This is a genomic window from Agarivorans sp. Alg241-V36, assembly GCF_900537085.1.
Lineage (GTDB): Bacteria > Pseudomonadota > Gammaproteobacteria > Enterobacterales > Celerinatantimonadaceae > Agarivorans.
Window position 1 is genome coordinate 350,664 of the sequence record NZ_UNRE01000005.1, and the last position, 17,253, is coordinate 367,916.

The 17,253-nt window shown below is 43.9% G+C and carries 10 protein-coding genes; 9 read left to right on the plus strand and 1 reads right to left on the minus strand.

Features of this window, described 5'->3' with window-relative positions; all coding sequences use genetic code 11:
- Positions 1 to 85: 85 nt before the first annotated feature.
- The 6 genes from G6R11_RS13530 (at position 86) to G6R11_RS13555 (ending at position 12,597) form a co-directional block, all read left to right on the plus strand.
- Entirely contained in the window at positions 86 to 853 is a 768-nt protein-coding gene (locus tag G6R11_RS13530; RefSeq protein WP_163133603.1) for a dienelactone hydrolase family protein, read from the plus strand.
- Positions 854 to 1,076: 223 nt separating this feature from the next.
- Positions 1,077 to 6,155: a PAS domain S-box protein gene (locus tag G6R11_RS13535; RefSeq protein ID WP_163133604.1), complete on the plus strand. Its 5,079-nt coding sequence runs from the start codon at positions 1,077 to 1,079 to the stop codon at positions 6,153 to 6,155.
- An 82-nt stretch (positions 6,156 to 6,237) separates the two neighbouring features.
- Entirely contained in the window at positions 6,238 to 7,272 is a 1,035-nt protein-coding gene (pyrC, locus tag G6R11_RS13540) for a dihydroorotase (RefSeq protein WP_163133605.1), read from the plus strand.
- Between the two features lie 680 nt (positions 7,273 to 7,952).
- Positions 7,953 to 8,372, plus strand: a complete 420-nt coding sequence (locus G6R11_RS13545; protein WP_163133606.1) for a CBS domain-containing protein — start codon at positions 7,953 to 7,955, stop codon at positions 8,370 to 8,372.
- Positions 8,373 to 8,437: 65 nt separating this feature from the next.
- Positions 8,438 to 12,298, plus strand: coding sequence for an ATP-dependent RNA helicase HrpA (gene hrpA / locus G6R11_RS13550; RefSeq protein ID WP_163133607.1), 3,861 nt, complete (start codon positions 8,438 to 8,440; stop codon positions 12,296 to 12,298).
- 5 nt (positions 12,299 to 12,303) lie between these two features.
- Positions 12,304 to 12,597: a SelT/SelW/SelH family protein gene (locus G6R11_RS13555; protein WP_163133608.1), complete on the plus strand. Its 294-nt coding sequence runs from the start codon at positions 12,304 to 12,306 to the stop codon at positions 12,595 to 12,597.
- Between the two features lie 60 nt (positions 12,598 to 12,657).
- Here the strand turns inward: G6R11_RS13555 and sodB are convergent, their stop codons facing one another.
- A complete protein-coding gene (gene sodB, locus G6R11_RS13560) occupies positions 12,658 to 13,239 on the minus strand; it encodes a superoxide dismutase [Fe] (protein WP_163133609.1) in 582 nt (193 codons plus the stop codon).
- A gap of 212 nt (positions 13,240 to 13,451) precedes the next feature.
- Between sodB and G6R11_RS13565 the strand changes: the two genes are divergently transcribed.
- The 3 genes from G6R11_RS13565 to dacB all read left to right on the plus strand — a co-directional run bounded on the left by G6R11_RS13565 (position 13,452) and on the right by dacB (position 17,140).
- Positions 13,452 to 13,790 (plus strand): Grx4 family monothiol glutaredoxin, encoded by a 339-nt coding sequence (locus G6R11_RS13565; RefSeq protein WP_163133610.1) that lies wholly within the window; start codon positions 13,452 to 13,454, stop codon positions 13,788 to 13,790.
- A 161-nt stretch (positions 13,791 to 13,951) separates the two neighbouring features.
- A complete protein-coding gene (locus G6R11_RS13570) occupies positions 13,952 to 15,679 on the plus strand; it encodes a DEAD/DEAH box helicase (RefSeq protein ID WP_205472818.1) in 1,728 nt (575 codons plus the stop codon).
- A gap of 171 nt (positions 15,680 to 15,850) precedes the next feature.
- Positions 15,851 to 17,140, plus strand: coding sequence for a D-alanyl-D-alanine carboxypeptidase/D-alanyl-D-alanine-endopeptidase (gene dacB, locus G6R11_RS13575; RefSeq protein WP_163133611.1), 1,290 nt, complete (start codon positions 15,851 to 15,853; stop codon positions 17,138 to 17,140).
- The last annotated feature ends 113 nt before the right edge of the window (positions 17,141 to 17,253 follow it).

Consider the following 17,253-nt stretch of genomic DNA (forward strand, 5'->3'; position numbering starts at 1 on the left):
TACAGATACTTATTTTTAGTGCTCGAAAACTTTTCTACTACACTGAGCGTAATGCTTGAGGTAACCACGACTATAAGGACATACAATGAAAACTTTTACTCTACTGGCTGGCTTAGCGCTTTCTTTTAATATTCATGCGGCAATGGTAAGCCAAACGGTGACCCATACCATCGGTGACAAAAGCTTTGAGTCAACCTTGGTATTCGATGATAGCAAGCAGGGCTTACCCGCAGTATTAATGGTGCCAAATTGGATGGGACCAACAGAAGGTTCATTGACCAAAGCGAAGAAAATTGCCGAAATGGGCTATGCGGTAATGATGGCAGATGTCTATGGAAGCGATGTTAGACCAACTAATGGTGACGAGGCAAAGGTAGCTGCAACAGCGTTACGTAGCGATCGTCAACTATTGCGTGAAAGAACCAAAGCCGCTTTAGAGGCAATGAAAAGTAGCCTACCTAAATCAGCAGATGCTTCGAAAGTGGCAGCTATTGGGTTCTGTTTTGGCGGTGGTGCAGTACTAGAGTTAGCGCGAGCCGGTGAGGAGCTTGGCGGTGTGGTGTCATTTCATGGCAACTTAGATACGCCTAATACAGAAGATGCTAAAAATATCCAAGCGCCCATCTTAGTATTACACGGAGCCATTGACCCTTTTGTACCAGCAGAGCAAGTGAGTAACTTTGAGAAAGAAATGAACGCTGCGAGTGTAGATTGGCAGTTGATTGCTTACGGCGGAGCGGTGCATTCCTTTACCAACCCAGCGGCTAAAAGAGCCGGAAAAGCAGAGTACCATCCTAAAGTAGCAGCCCGTTCTTTTGCCGCCATGAATAGCTTTTTTAGTGAGTCTTTTTAACTAAGAAGGTCTTTAGCGCAACTTAGGCATAACGATAAACTTATCGCGAAAAGCGTCTCCTCTTAGTGGAGGCGTTTTTGTTTTATGAGGCGCAGTTATAGGTTTGAAACTAATAGAATTTTGGCTTTTAGGGCGAAGAACTGTATTTAGTGAGCATTGGGCATTATAGTTAAATCATTCAATTATAAAGCCTCGTGCTAAATGGGTTTCTCAAGGATGGTTTATGTCGGTTGAGCAGTTGTTATGGGTACTTTTGGCCTTGTTGGGCTTAATCATGCTGTTATTAAACCGACTCCGTAAAACCAACCTCGAAAACATGAGCTTACTGCTCAGTTCTAAAAAAAGTATTTTGGTGATTGTAGCAATTTGTAGCGCTGCAGTTGCTGCTATCGCAGCGATAACCGGGGTAGGCTTAAAACAACTTAAACATCACCAATTTAATCAGCTGGAAGAAGTCATTGGTTCAGTACTTGATACCGCTGATGCTGGACTCGATGAATGGAAACAGGGCTGGCAATCAAAAGTTGATGCCATCGCTTTAGATCCCGCCTTCCAACATTATTCCTATGTACTTATCGAGTCGGAACACAGTAAAGTAGGGCTGCTGGCTAACCCCGCTTTAGCGAGTTTGCGTCAATCTGTAGACAATTACAGAACAGTGTTTGATGACTTAGGCTTTTTCATCATTTCGCGCGACCGCATAAACATTGCATCTATGCGTGATGAAAACCTCGGTGAAATAAACGTTATTACTCGCCATTATCCTCATTTGCTTAATCGTGTATTCAAGGGCGAAACAGTGGTTATTCCGCCAATTCGTCCTGAAATTACCTTTGATGGTATGTTACAAAACAAAGTTAAAAATGCACATTCAACCATGTTTATTGCTGCTCCCATTAAAAATGGTGATGGATTAGTGGTGGCTATTCTTACCTTAAGAATGGATCCCGAACGAGAATTTGCCCAATTACTTAAAGGTGCTCAAATTGGTAAAACCGGCGAAACTTATCTTGTAAGTCGTTCCGGTTACATGATTTCTCCTAGTAAGTTTGAAGACGAATTAGTAGCGCTGGGATTATTGGAGCCCCAACAGTCATCAGTACTGAACATTCGATTACAAGTGCCAAGCTTTACTCGGGAACAACCAGAGTGGACGGATAGTGGCTATGCGATTATTGCTAAATCTAACGGCTCCAATTTTCAAGGCTATTTAGACTACCGAGGTGTACCTGTAGTAGGGGCGTGGCGCTGGGATAAAGAATTAGAAATTGGCTTAGTCTCTGAAATTGATCATGATGAAGTGATGCAAGGTTACTTGCAGTTTCGAGATGTAGTGCTGTTGGTGCTGGGCTCGGCCTTAGCATTCTGCATTATTTTATTTGTGTTGGTGTTTGCCTTAGTACGTAAAATTAACCTGCGATTAAGTGAATCTAAACAAGAGCTAGAGCGCGAAGTCGAACAGCGTACTAGTGAGCTTCAAGAGCGCGAAAAGACCCTTTGGGATCTGTATGAATTTGCCCCAATCGCCTATGCCTCTGTTGATAGAGAAGGGCGTTTTTTACAACATAATCTCAGCTTTTCCGAGTTAATTGAAGTAGAGCGCGAGTGCTTCGAAGAGCTGTTTTTCCATGATTTTGCGGAAAACCAAGAGCAACGTCAAAAGTCTAAAGAACTTCTAGCAGCAGCTTTTGTAGGCCAAAACTTTAACGATGAAGTACTCAGCATTTTTACTGCCAAAGGGCAGAAAAAAAACCTCAGCATCAACATTGTGCCCAGCATTGATGAAAATGGGCATATTCATCTGGTTAAAGTGTCTCTCATTGATATGACAGAGCGTTATCAGGCGCGCCTTGCTTTAGCTGATAACGAAGAGCGGATCCGTACCATCGTAGATACCATTGCCGATGGCATTATTTTAATTGAACAATCGGGTATTGTGCGTAGCTTTAGCCCCGCAGCTGAGCAAATTTTTGGTTACAGCGAAGCGGAAGTGATTGGTAAAAATGTAAAAATGCTAATGCCAAGAGACATTGGTGATCAACACGATCGCATACTCGCTGGCTATAAACCGAAAAAAGAATCTACGGTTATTGGTAACGAGCGAGAGGTATTTGGTCTTCGGAAAAATGGTGAACAATTCCCAATGGAATTGGCGGTGAAAGAGGTGTTCTTAAAAGGAAATCGCCATTTTACTGGGATAGTACGAGACATTACGGCTCGTAGAAAAGCCCAGCAAAAACTTGCTGATAGTGAACGCCAATTTAGAACCCTCACCAATAATCTGCAGTGCGTTGTTTACCGAATTCGCCTCAAAGATGGTGAGTTTCCTGAGTGGCTATATCTTAGTGAACAAATTGTGGAGCAAACCGGTTACCCGGTGAGTGATTTCCTTGGCGTAAATCCTGTTCGTCGTTACAAAGAACTGGTTCACCCAGATGATGCAGAGGAGAGTTTAGCGCGCTCTAGAGGGCTTAATCAAAAGGGCGGAGCCATTTCACAAGAATTTCGTATTATCGATGCTTCTGGCAAAACCAAACATATGTTGCAAAAAGCCTTTGTATCAATGGATGAAGAAGGGCGTCCTGCTTTCTCCGATGGTGCAATTTTTGATATTAGCGAAATCAAGCAGGTCGAAGCGCAACTGCGGGAAAGTGAAGAGCGTTTAGATTCTGCGGCTTCTGGTGCAGGTTTAGGCATGTGGGATTATTACCCGCAAGAAGATCGCATTGAAGTGAACGCCATTTATGAGAGCATGCTGGGTTATGCCAAAGGAGAGTTACGTGATGGCGATGGTCTTTGGGCTCGCTTAAAAGGTGATACCGCCACCTGGATGAAGCTAATCCACCCAACCGACGTTATTACAAACAATGAAAAGCTTGAGCAGCACTTAGCTGGAGACAACGACGTACTACGTAATGAAATTCGCTTAAGGTGCAAAAACGGCCAGTATCGCTGGATCCTCACCATTGGTCGAGTATCCGAACTAGACCAACACGGTAAGCCTCTGCGGATTAACGGTATTCATGTTGATATTGAAGAAACCAAAAAGCTAGAAGCAGCCCTTAACGAAGCTAGGTCCTTGGCCGATAGTGCAAACCAAGCTAAGAGTGATTTCTTAGCCAATATGTCGCATGAGATCCGCACTCCAATGAATGCCATTATTGGCATGTCTTACTTGGCTCTAGAAACTGAATTAGACAATAAACAACGTAATTACATTGATAAGGTCCATCGCTCCGCCGAGGCTTTATTAGGCATCATCAACGATATTCTCGACTTCTCTAAGATTGAAGCAGGTAAGCTGGATATTGAGACCATCGATTTCCGCTTAGAAGATATTCTCGACAATCTAGCCAATTTAGTGGGGTTGCGTGCTGAACAAAAAAGCTTAGAGCTATTATTTGATATTGACCCAAGCATACCAACAGCCTTAATTGGTGACCCTTTACGCCTAACCCAGATATTGGTGAATCTGTGTAATAACGCCGTGAAGTTTACCGAACAAGGCGTAGTTGTAGTGAAGATAGAAGCCAAGCAGCAAGACGACGAGCAAGTGCAGCTGTATTTCTCAGTAAGAGATACCGGTATTGGTATGACTCCAGAGCAACAAGCCAAGCTATTTAAGCCGTTCTCGCAAGCCGATAGTTCCACTACACGCAAGCATGGTGGTACCGGTTTAGGTTTAGCCATCTGTTTAAAACTCACCGAGTTAATGGGCGGAAAAATAGCTTTAAACAGTGAGTTAGGAGAGGGCAGTTGCTTTTATTTTGAATTGCCAATGCGTATTCAGAAAAATGCTCAAACGCTGCGTGATACTAATTCTGCTCAACTTAGCAGCCTTAAGGCGCTGGTGGTGGACGATAACGCCAACGCCAGAGAAATTAATCAGCAAGTGATAGCGGGCTTTGGACTGCAGGTTGAGGTGGCATCTAGCGGCAGAGAAGCGATAGCTATGATTCAAGAATATGCCCAAAACGCCGCTTTTGATATGGTGTTTATGGATTGGAAAATGCCAGAGATGGATGGCATACAAACTGTTCAGCAGATTCAGGACCAAGGCTTCGAGCTTGATGTCATCATGGTCACTGCTTTTGGTCGCGACGAGCTCACCAAAGAAGCTGAGTCTATTAATATTGATGCGGTATTAACTAAGCCTGTCACACCGTCTCATTTGTTCGATACCATTGTGCAAGTTCGCAAGATAGAAGTATTTGAACAGACTCGCCGTGAGGCTCAGCAACAGGGCTCTAACTCAGATATTGCGCAGTTGCAGGGCGCTAACATATTGGTTGCAGAGGATAACGATGTAAACCAAGAGTTGATTACCGAGCTATTAAAATCCAACGGAATCAATTGCACAGTGTGTGATGATGGCGCCCAGGCTGTTGAATACCTAAAACAAAATAACGTAGATGGGGTGCTTATGGACTGTCAAATGCCAGTTATGGATGGTTATACGGCAACCAAAGTGATCCGCCATCAACTTGGTCTTAAAGAAATGCCCGTTATAGCCCTTACCGCAAATGCTTTGGCTGGAGATAGAGAAAAAGCCATTGAAGCAGGAATGAATGACCACATTCCTAAGCCCATTAATGTGAACAGCTTGTTTAGCACAATGGCTAAATGGATTACGCCAGCTTCACCAACTGCGATAAATCAAAATGGCGAGCTTGGCCACTCGCTTAATCAGCGAGAATTAGCTTTACCGGAGCTTGATGGTTTAGATACAGAAATAGGCTTAGCCAATGCAGCCGACAACAAAGCTTTATATCTCAAATTAATTGGCAAATTTTCCAGTGAAGAAAACACTCCAATGGATGATTTAAACACGGCTTATAGTGAAAAACGTGTTGATGACTTGCAGCGCATTGCTCATACCATAAAAGGTGTTACCGCTACGCTGGGCGCGCAAGATGTGTCAGATTTGGCTGCAGTTGTAGAGCAACAAGCCGAGGATAAAGCCCTTCAGCCAAGCAGTATTGAAGCCCTAGGCGAGCAACTAATACCGCTTCAACAAGGCTTGCAAGAGTTCGTCTCCCAAAGTAAATCTTTGGAGGCAGAAGAAGAGGGAGGTTCACAAAGCGTAAGTGAAGAAGAGTTGTTGAGCTACCTAGAGCAGCTAGCGCAGTTGCTTGATGACTTTGATGGTGAGAGTAATGATTTTCTCGATAGTCATGAATGCATATTACAAACGTTCCCGGCGCAGGCGAAAAAGTTACAAACGCTAATTGAGGAATATGATTATGAATCTGCAGGAGAAATTGTCCAAGAAATGCAGCAACAAGTGACTAAAAATGCGTAGTATTTATAGGAGGCCGCAAGACTTGTCAGCCAAGTTCGGGTAGACTTTGCGCCAATTATTTATACCTACCTAGGGGATAGTTGTGACTCAAACGCTTACTATAACAAGACCGGACGATTGGCATCTTCATTTGCGCGATGGCGCCATGCTAGAGGTAGCGGCCAATGCTACCGCTAAGCACTTTTCTCGTGCCATCATCATGCCTAACCTAACCCCGCCAGTCACTCAAGTTGCTGATGCTCAAGCTTATTATCAGCGTATTAAGCAAGCTTTACCAAAGCAAAGCCAGTTTGAACCACTAATGACACTCTATTTAACTGACTCCACTACGCCAGAGATAATCGCAGAAGCAGCGGCAAGCGGAATTGTTAAAGCATGTAAATTGTATCCGGCTAATGCGACCACTAATTCTGCCCATGGCGTTACTGATGTTGGCGCACTTCGCCCAGTGTTTGAAGCTATGGCCGAACACGGCTTGTTGTTATTGGTTCACGGCGAGGTTACTCACTCTGATATCGATATTTTCGATAGAGAAGCAGCCTTTATTGATGCACACATGCGTGGTTTAGTGGAATCACTACCTAATCTTAAAATTGTGTTTGAGCATATCACTACCGCTGAAGCCGCAGAATTTGTATTAAATGCGCCAGATAATGTAGCTGCCACCATTACCCCTCAGCATTTAATGTATAACCGAAATCACCTGTTGGCCGGTGGCTTACGCCCACATAATTACTGTCTGCCAGTACTTAAACGTCAAACACACCAACAAGCCTTACAGCAAGCCGTAGCCAGTGGTACCAAAAAGATATTCTTGGGAACTGATTCTGCGCCTCATGTTCAAGGTGCTAAAGAAAGTGCTTGTGGTTGTGCCGGTTGTTACAGTGCACCTGCTGCCATTGAGTTGTATGCCGAAATTTTTGAGCAACTAGGAATATTGGACAAACTTGAAGCCTTTGCCAGTTTTAATGGTCCTGACTTTTATGGTCTGCCAAGAAACACTGACACCATTACACTGAACAAAGAAGCCTGGCAGGTGCCTGGCTCGGTTAAAGTTGAAGACGAAAACTTAGTACCATTTTTTGCCAACGAAACCTTAAACTGGCAAGTTAAATAGGCAAAAAAAGAGCCCTTTGCTCAAGAGCAAAGGGCTTGCATAATCGTGTAATGTTTACACAGCAATAGGTAACTAAACGCGTGACTGAGTTAGCGACTCAGTCGAGACAAATAATAACCACACTGGTCTAATCAGGCTATTACCCAAATGGGTGAAATTTCAAAACTAATAAATTCTTCATAATTTTTAATACCTTGCATATTGCTTACTGTTTAACAATGCAAAAAAAAGCCCTTTTACATAAGTAAAAGGGCCTGCGTAAAATTTGTGTAAAGGTTGTACACAGCAATAGGTAACTAAACGCGTGACTGAGTTAGCAACTCAATCGTGTTAAATACTATCTTCGCTGCTGCATCTGCACCATTCCCCAAATGGGTGAAATAGTCACTTTCTATATTCAAGCCACTGAAATTAAAGACAAAAAAAGACCCTTTGTATTGGATAACAAAGGGCCTGCATAAATTTGTGTAAAGATGTACACAGCAATAGGTAACTAAACGCGATGACTGAGTTAGCAGCTCAGTCGGTATAAATACTACTCCTTGGCTTTTATTCTCACCATTACCCAAATGGGTGAAATTACACTTTAGCTAGCCCAATAAAGCGCCAATGGGGTTTGCTGGAGTAATTGGCCGAGTCCAACTAAGCTAACAGTAAGGCAAATAGCAGGAGTTATGGTTATGCCTGAGAAGCTAAAAGTTCGCGATTACATGCTAATGCGTCCGGTATGCTTTACCGCAAAACAACCTATTGCAGAGGTCGTGCATAGCTTGCTTGAGCATAAGCAGCTAGGCGCACCCGTAATTGATGAGCAGAAACACGTTATTGGTTGGATCTCTGAGCAAGATTGTTTAAAGAGTCTGCTTGAAGCCACTTATCACTGTGAAACCGTCTCCTTAGTAGAAGATTTGATGCGTAGTGACGTATTAAGTGTTGGCCCTGAAACCAGCATATTAGAGCTCGCTCAAAGCATGCTAATGCAGAAGCCCAAAATGTATCCGGTCATCGAACAGGGTAAGTTACTGGGCTTAATTACTCGTGAAGAGGTGCTGGCCGGCATCGATAAACATCTACATAGTTGTTATAAGCAGGTGAGTTAGGCTTGTTTTCTCAAGGATAGTTGATAGGATTTGCGCCTCGTACGCAATCCTACGAGGCTTTTTTCTTGCAGTCGGCTCTTTCTACCTATAAACAACAAATATCATTGGCCTTAGCCAAAGACCGTTTTCGCCTCCAGCGTCAGCTTGGCAAATTAAATGCGGATGATATAAAGAACAACAGTTCGTCATTACTTAAGTTTACTCAAGCGCTTGAGCGTTCAACTGAGCTTAGCGCGCGTCGGCGTGCTGCCATCCCAAGTATTGAGTACCCTCAACAGCTACCGGTTGCTGAGCAAAAGCAAACCATATATGACGCAGTACGCGACAACCAAGTGGTTATTATTGCGGGTGAAACAGGCTCAGGTAAAACCACCCAAATCCCTAAAATTTGTTTAGAACTGGGTTTAGGAAGCCGCGGCTTTATAGGCCATACCCAGCCCCGCCGATTGGCTGCGCGTAGTGTTGCCGCTCGAATTGCAGAAGAGCTAAATACCCTAGTGGGAGAGTTAGTGGGTTATAAAATCCGCTTTAACGACCAAATCAAAAATGACAGTCTGATTAAGTTGATGACCGACGGTATGTTGCTAGCAGAGATGCAGCAAGACCGATTTTTATCGCAATATGAAGTATTGATTATTGATGAGGCGCACGAGCGCAGTTTAAATATCGACTTCATTTTAGGTGTGCTTAGGCAGTTATTACCAAAGCGACCAGATTTAAAAGTTATTATTACTTCTGCCACTATTGATCCCCAGCGTTTTGCTAAACATTTTAACGATGCTCCGGTGATTGAAGTTTCAGGGCGTACTTACCCAGTAGAAACCCGTTATCGCCCCTTAAATGAAGGCGAACAAACTAAGGATATATTGGAAGGTTTAGCTGACGCAGTGGATGAACTGTATCGAGAAAAGCCCGGCGATATCCTTATCTTCATGAACGGTGAGCGCGAAATTCGCGACGCGACCGACTACTTGCAAAAGCGCCAATTGCGCGACACCGAAGTATTGCCACTGTACTCGCGCTTATCTAATGCAGAGCAGAATAAGATATTTTCCTCTCATCGCGGCCGCCGAATCGTTCTCGCTACTAACGTTGCAGAAACCAGTTTAACCGTGCCGGGCATTCGTTACGTGATTGACCCAGGTACAGCGCGGATTAGTCGTTATAGCTATCGTTCGAAAGTGCAGCGTTTACCTATTGAAGCAATTTCGCAAGCTAGCGCGAACCAGCGTAAGGGACGTTGTGGGCGAGTGGCCGAAGGTATTTGTATTCGCTTGTACAGCGAAGAAGATTTTGAAGGGCGGGCCGAGTTTACTGATCCTGAAATTCTTCGAACCAACTTAGCGTCGGTTATTTTGCAAATGCTTGGCTTAAGACTGGGTAAACTGGAAGACTTCCCGTTTATTGATATGCCCGACCAGCGAAATATTAAAGACGGTTTAAACCTATTAGAAGAAATTGGTGCGTTAAAGCAGCAACATGGCAAACCTAGCCTGAGTGCCTTAGGGCGAGAAGTCATTAAGTTTCCTATCGATCCACGTTTAGCTCGAATGATGGTTGCCGCCAAGCAATTTGATTGTGTACAAGAAATGATGGTGATTTGTGCGGCTTTGTCGATTCAAGATCCGCGTGAGCGACCAAATGATCGCAAACAGGCGGCAGATCAAAAACATGCTCGCTTTGTTGATAAAGATTCCGACTTCTCGAGTTATTTATTGCTATGGCGCTATCTGCAAGAGCAGCAAAAAGCCTTATCGGGCAACCAGTTCAGAAAACAATGTAAGCAAGAGTTTCTGGCTTATATGCGAATTCGTGAATGGCAAGATCTGGTCTTTCAGTTGTCTACCGTGGTTAAAGAGTTGGATTACAGCGTTAATCAAAATGAAGCAGACTATGACGCGATTCACCAAGCGATTACTGCTGGCTTGCTTAGCCATCTAGGTTTTAAAGATAAAGACCGAGAGTTTTTAGGCGCACGCAATGCTCGCTTCGTAGTATTCCCAGGCTCTAGCCAAGCGAAAAAGCCACCAAAATGGGTGGTTGCTGCTGAGTTGGTAGAAACATCCCGCCTATTTGCTCGCGGCGTCGCCAAAATTCAACCTGCTTGGTTAGAAAATCAAGCCAGTCATTTAATAAAGCGTTCATACAGCGAACCTCATTGGTCAACCAAGCAACAAGCTGTAATGGCCTACGAGAGTGTCCGTTTGTACGGCGTTGCTCTGGTAAACAAACGCCTGGTTAACTACGGGAAAATAGATCCCGTAGTGGCGCGTGAGGTATTTATTCGTTCAGCCTTGGTTGAAGGGCAGTGGCAAGCAAAACATGCCTTCTTCAAACAAAATCAGCTATTACTCGACGATGCTGAAGCTTTAGAGCAAAAGCAAAGGCGCCGTGATGTTCGGGTCGATGACCAAGTGCTGTATGACTTTTACGCTGAGCGTTTACCTGCAGACATTGTATCAGCAAGTCACTTTAATCGCTGGTGGAAAGAGGCCAGTAAAAAGCAGGCCGACTTGCTGAGCTTTTCCAAGCAAATGCTTTATCAGCATGATGCTAGCCATATTACTGAAAAGCAATATCCCGATCAGTGGCAGTTTGAGCAAGTCTCAGTGGCCTTGAGTTACGTATTTGAACCTAGCCAAGCTGATGATGGTGTAAGCGCGCACATACCGCTAGCTTTGTTGAATCAATTGGATTTCTCGCGCTTTGAGTGGCAAATTCCAGCATTTCGTGAAGATTTAATTAATGCCTTAATTAAATCTCTACCTAAGCCGATTCGCCGTAACTTTGTGCCAGTACCAAACTACGTAAAAGCCTTTGTACAAGCCGTACCGCATGCTGAAGGGAGTTTGTTAGAGGTTCTCACCAAACAGCTACTAAGAATGACTGGGGTGAAGATCCCTGAAGATGCCTGGAATATAGATTCGGTGGCCGATCATCTTAAAGTTAACTTTAAAGTAATGAACGACCAAGGCAAAGTGGTCGCGCAAGGTCGTTCTTATCAAGCTTTGCAAGAGAAACTGCAAGACCAAGTAGAGCAAAGTATTGCTGAAATAGCGCCAAGCTCTTTTGCCGAGCAGGCTAAAGTTAGTGAGTGGAGTTTTGGCGAACTGCCCGAGCTGATTGAAGAGCAGCGCCAAGGTTATCAAATCACTGCTTATCCAGCCTTGGTCGACGAAGGTAAAACCGTCGCGCTGAAGTTATTCGATAAACAAGAAGAAGCAGGCTGGAGCCAAACCAGAGGCTTAAGCAAGTTACTACAGCTTAACATTCCTTCTCCTATGAGTTACTTGCAGCAGCATTTACCCAACAAAGCCAAATTGGGTTTGTACTTTAATCCTTTTGGTCGGGTGGATGTATTGCTAGACGATTGTTGCTTAGCGGTTATCGACAAGTACTCTCAATTGGAGAGTGTGAATAATCCAGCAGCATTTCAAGCCTTATGCGATAAAGTGCGGGCTGAACTTGCTACAGAAACCCTAGATGCTGTGGTTTTAGTCGAACAAATTCTTAGTTTGCATTATTCAATTAATAAGCAACTAAAGGGTAAAGTGGGTTTTGATAGAGTATTGGCGCACGCTGACATTAAGGCGCAGTTAAACGCTTTAGTGCATAAAGGCTTTGTGCGTGAAGTAGGGCTGCAACGTTTGAGTGACTTGCAACGTTACTTAAAAGCCATTGAGCGACGCCTTGAAAAGTTAGCCATTGATTCCCACAAAGACCGCTTGGCGATGCAACAAATTGAGACTGCGCAAGAGCGGTATAAAGAATTGGCCTTGCCTGTGTATGATCAACAGGGCCAAGAGTTAAGATGGATGATAGAAGAATTGCGGGTATCGCTATTTGCTCAACAATTGGGTACCAAGTATCCGGTGTCATTAAAACGGGTACTTAATCATATTAGTGAATTGCAAAAAAGGAAGTAACAGAAGTGGAACAGCAAGACACAGTATTACCCAAAGTTGAAATTTATTACTGCAGTTTATGTGGTTGGTTATTAAGAGCCTCTTGGCTTAGCCAAGAATTACTCACCACTTTTTCGCAAGAGTTATCTGAAGTGGCACTTAAACCTGCTTCAAGCGGGCGTTTTCAAATCTACCTCGATGGCCAACTCATTTGGTGCCGAAAGGCCGATAATGGTTTTCCAGAAGCCAAGATCTTAAAACAGCGGGTGCGCAACATTATCGCGCCAGACATGGACTTGGGGCATAGCGACACTAAGTAGCGTGTAGTTTAGGCATTAAAAAAGGGCGCATGTAGCGCCCTTTTTCTATATTGCTGTCACTTATGCAAAGTTTGCAGAAGCGAATTCCCAGTTTACTAATGCCCAGAAAGCATTTAGGTAATCAGGGCGAACATTGCGGTAATCAATGTAGTAAGCGTGTTCCCATAGGTCACAGGTAAGAAGCGGAGTTACGCTTTCATCTGTAAGTGGGGTAGCTGCATTGCTAGTGTTTACAATAGCTAGGCTGCCATCGGCGTTTTTAACTAACCAAGTCCAGCTTGAACCAAAGTTGTTAATCGCGCTGTCAGTGAACTTTGCTTTAAACTCTTCAAAAGAACCGAAGCTTGCATCAATAGCAGCTGCTAGAGCGCCGCTTGGTTGGCCGCCAGCGTTTGGTGCTAAACAGTTCCAGTAGAAGGTGTGGTTCCAAACTTGTGCAGCGTTGTTGAATACGCCACCAGTAGAAGATTTAACAATCTCTTCTAAGCTTTTTTCTGCTAGGTCTGTGCCTTCAATTAAACCGTTTAGTTTTACTACGTAAGTATTGTGGTGCTTGCCGTAGTGGAAAGACAAAGTTTCAGCTGAGATGTGTGGCTCAAGTGCGTCTTGTGCGTATGGTAATTCAGGTAATGTAAATGCCATGTGTTTCTCTCCTTGTAATAATTGGCTTTATTAGCGCAATCTTTTATATAGTAAAAACTTTACAAAAGAGTTTAGCACTAGTGCTTTATGAGGCAAAGCAAAAATACTAAAAAAAATTGATCTAGAGCAAAGTGGTGAAATTGGCAACTATTGTTGCTAGGATACGCCCAACACCTAGAATAGACTTAGTGCAAAAATTAGAGAAGTTTAAAATGGAAACGATTGAAAAAATCAAACAGCAAATCGCTGAAAACCCAATTCTACTTTATATGAAAGGCTCGCCTAAATTCCCAAGCTGTGGTTTCTCTGCTCAAACAGTAGAAGCGGTAATGCAGTGCGGTGAGCGCTTTGCTTATGTAGATATTCTGCAAAATCCAGACATTCGCGCTGAGCTACCAAACTACGCTGATTGGCCAACCTTCCCACAACTATGGGTTGAAGGTGAATTAGTAGGCGGCTGTGACATTGTAATGGAAATGTTCCGCAGTGGTGAGCTACAACCTTTAATCAAAGAAACTGCAGCTAAGCACCCAGAGCCTGAAGCAGAGTAAATTTTTCTTCTATACTAAAGAAAATAAGCCGCTCACTAGAGCGGTTTTTTATTGGCCCATATCAAGATGGTCAATGTTTTTCTATAAAAAGCTAAAATCAATGAGACTTTTTGTGATCAAAAGCGTATAGTGCGCATCCTTTAAATAATTGTGGGCCAAATATGACCGAATCCAGCAGTTCAAGTTTTGAGCAATTCGCTCTACCTGAAACGATTTTAAACGCTATTTCCGAGATCGGATTTGAGACGCCGTCTCCAATTCAGGAAAAGACCATTCCGTTACTGCTGGAAGGACATGATGTACTTGGCTTGGCACAAACTGGTACCGGTAAAACGGCCGCGTTTTCTCTTCCTTTAATAGCCAAACTTGATCCAAAGCTTAATGCGCCGCAAATGTTGGTTCTTGCACCAACTCGCGAACTGGCTAATCAAGTTGCCGATGCAATTAAAGACTTTAGCCGCAATATTCCCGGCTTACGCGTATTGGCTATTTACGGTGGTGCCGATTACGGTCAGCAAATTAAAGAACTTCGTCGTGGTCCGCAAATTGTTGTAGGTACGCCTGGTCGTACTATTGATCACTTAGACCGTGGCAAGTTAAAACTAGACCAGCTTAAAGCGCTAGTATTAGACGAAGCAGATGAAATGCTACGTATGGGCTTTATTGATGATGTTGAGCGCATTATGCGTGATATGCCAAAAGAGCGCCAAACAGCTTTGTTCTCGGCAACCATGCCACCGGCAATTAAAAACATCACCAAAAACTACATGTCTGAGCCAAAAGAAGTAAAAATTGCGGCGAAGACTCAAACGGTTTCAAATATCGACCAGTTCTACTGGCATGTTGCAGGTTTAAACAAGATAGAAGCGTTGGCCCGCATTCTAGAAGTTAACTGCGATAGCGCTTCAATTATTTTCGCTCGTACTAAAACCTCTACTACCGATATTGCAGAGCGTTTAGAAGCGAAAGGCTTTAGTGTTGCAGCCTTAAACGGCGACATGAACCAAAGCATGCGTGAACGCACTATCACACGCTTAAAATCTGGCAAGTTAGATATCGTGGTTGCAACCGACGTAGCTGCGCGTGGCTTAGACGTAGAACGTATTGGTTTAGTCGTTAACTTCGACATCCCTTACGACGCCGAAGCTTACGTTCACCGTATTGGACGTACTGGCCGTGCAGGTCGTAGCGGTAAAGCGGTTATGTTTGTTGGTTACCGTGAGCAACGCTTGTTACGCAATATTGAGCGTGTAACTCGCCACAAAATTGAACAAATGCAGCTACCTACTCGTGAAGAAATCGAGAAGAAGCGTGTTTCTAGCTTCCAAGACAAGCTAGCCGCAGCTGTTGAAAACGCCAAGCTTGAAGATTACCAAAGCATCGCGTCTGAATTGGCCAGCAACCTAGGCATGAGCGAACTTGAACTCGCGACTGCTTTGTTGTTCCAAGCGCAAACCGCGCGCCCGTTCAAACTACCTGCTGATCCAGAGCCACGCTCTGCGCGCTTTAGCAAAGACAAAGAGCGCGGCCACCGAGGCCAACGCGGCGAGCGCAGTGAACGTGGTGAACGCAACCACCGTGGTCAACGTGGAGGTGAGCGCGATAGCCGTGGTGAAGGTGGCGCTAAACGCAAACGCCGCACTGCAGACGTAGAAATGAATACCTACCGCGTTGACGCTGGTAAAGAACACGGCGTGCAAACCAAACATATTGTTGGTGCTATTGCTAACGAAGCAAACATTAGCAGTGACTACATTGGTAGCGTTAAGTTGTTCGATAGCTACTCAACCGTAGAGTTACCGAGTGGTATGCCTGAGAAGACATTTAATCACTTAAAGCGCAGCTTTGTACGCCAACGTGCAATGCGCTTAGAGTTAATTGCCCAATAGGCAGTAAACTGATTAAAGAAAAGGTGAACTTAGGTTCACCTTTTTTTATATACTCGGCATATTGTTTATTAGAGTTTGGCAATTATGCGGGCTATTGTTAGATCTTCAATCTTCCTTTCCATCTTCCTTAAATCATTTGTTGCACATGCTATCGTCGAGCCCCCAGGTGCTTTGATTAGTTATGTTAGCCCAGACAGTTCGCAACACGGCGATATACTGCTAACACCCGCAAGTACCCTAAAAGTTGTCACTGCAACCGCTGCCTTAAAACAGTTAGGTAAAGACTATCGCTATACCACCTCGCTCAGTGTTAAACCCAGTGAACAAGGAATGCATATTCGCTTGCATATGCGTGGTGACCCAAGCTTTACTAGCCAAGACTTAGTTGCGCTATTGAACCAAGCTAAAACGCAATTGGGCAGCAAAGTAGCTTCTGTTCAAGTTGATGATGGCGAGTTTACTGGCCATAGCCGAAGCCAAGGACAGGTGTGGAATGACATCGGTATTTGTTTTGCCGCACCAGCCAGCTCCCTAAACATCGACAACAATTGTGTTAACGGAAATTTAAAGCCGGGCAAAGCAGGGCAGTTAAGTCGCTTACATGTGAGCGATTCAGGCTTAATCAATATCGATAATCAAATAGTTACCGTGAGTCCAAACCACCCTAGTTGCGAACAAAATTTGGTGGTGGGGGAGCATAACCAGTATTCACTAGAAGGATGTATAAAAGCTGACCGCTCTATGATGCCGCTACGTTTTTCGATTAATGATGAACATCGTTATTTTAGTACTAAACTAAAGCGCGGTTTGGCAAGAGCAGGCTTAAGCTATAAAGGCAGCATTGCTTACCAACAACAGCTCAGCTTATACCCAGAGCGTTTTAGCCACCAATCTGCTCCTTTGTTGGACTTGTTAGAGTATATGCTGGTTGAGTCTGACAATTTAACTGCCGACAGCATTTTTAAAACCTTGGCCAGAGAGCAGCAACGTGCAGGGACTTTTCAGCAAGCCAGCGAAATAGTAGTAGAGCAACTAAACGATATGGGCTTAGATCTCAATCGCGCTCAAATCCGCGATGGCTCGGGTTTATCTAGAGAAAACCTGATTAGCGCAAACCTGTTGTATCAGATTATGCAGCTATGGCAATCAGATCCACAGTTAAAAGCGCTGGTTGAGCGGCTGCCACTTGCTGGAGAAACTGGCACCTTAAAGTATCGTCGTAGTGTTACTAGAGCGCCTTTAAAAAAGCAGATTAGAGCAAAAAGTGGTTATGTAAACGGGGTTATAAACTTAGTCGGCTTTATCAAAAAAGGTGGGCAGTTAAGGCCATTTGTTCTTATGGCTAATGGTGTTTCTTTGAACGAAGCCGAAGCAACAGCAGTAAGGAAAAGACAAACCTTGCATCCCGTACTACGCTATGAAAAAGAATGGTTAGAGCAACAATGGCAAATGCTTAATTGATATTTCATGCAATAGTTAAGAATGGCTATTCAGTGTTTAACACCTACTGTTGAGCTATTTGTAGATTGCTTGTGCCGATTGACCGCATAATTTCAGCATAAAGATTCATTTTG

Excerpts from the sequence above, each read along its gene's own strand:
- sodB (WP_163133609.1), bottom strand. The coding sequence starts at position 13,239 with ATGGCATTTACATTACCTGAATTACCATACGCACAAGACGCACTTGAG.
- G6R11_RS13530 (WP_163133603.1), top strand. The coding sequence starts at position 86 with ATGAAAACTTTTACTCTACTGGCTGGCTTAGCGCTTTCTTTTAATATT.
- G6R11_RS13535 (WP_163133604.1), top strand. The coding sequence starts at position 1,077 with ATGTCGGTTGAGCAGTTGTTATGGGTACTTTTGGCCTTGTTGGGCTTA.
- G6R11_RS13570 (WP_205472818.1), top strand. The coding sequence starts at position 13,952 with ATGACCGAATCCAGCAGTTCAAGTTTTGAGCAATTCGCTCTACCTGAA.
- G6R11_RS13565 (WP_163133610.1), top strand. The coding sequence starts at position 13,452 with ATGGAAACGATTGAAAAAATCAAACAGCAAATCGCTGAAAACCCAATT.
- G6R11_RS13545 (WP_163133606.1), top strand. The coding sequence starts at position 7,953 with ATGCCTGAGAAGCTAAAAGTTCGCGATTACATGCTAATGCGTCCGGTA.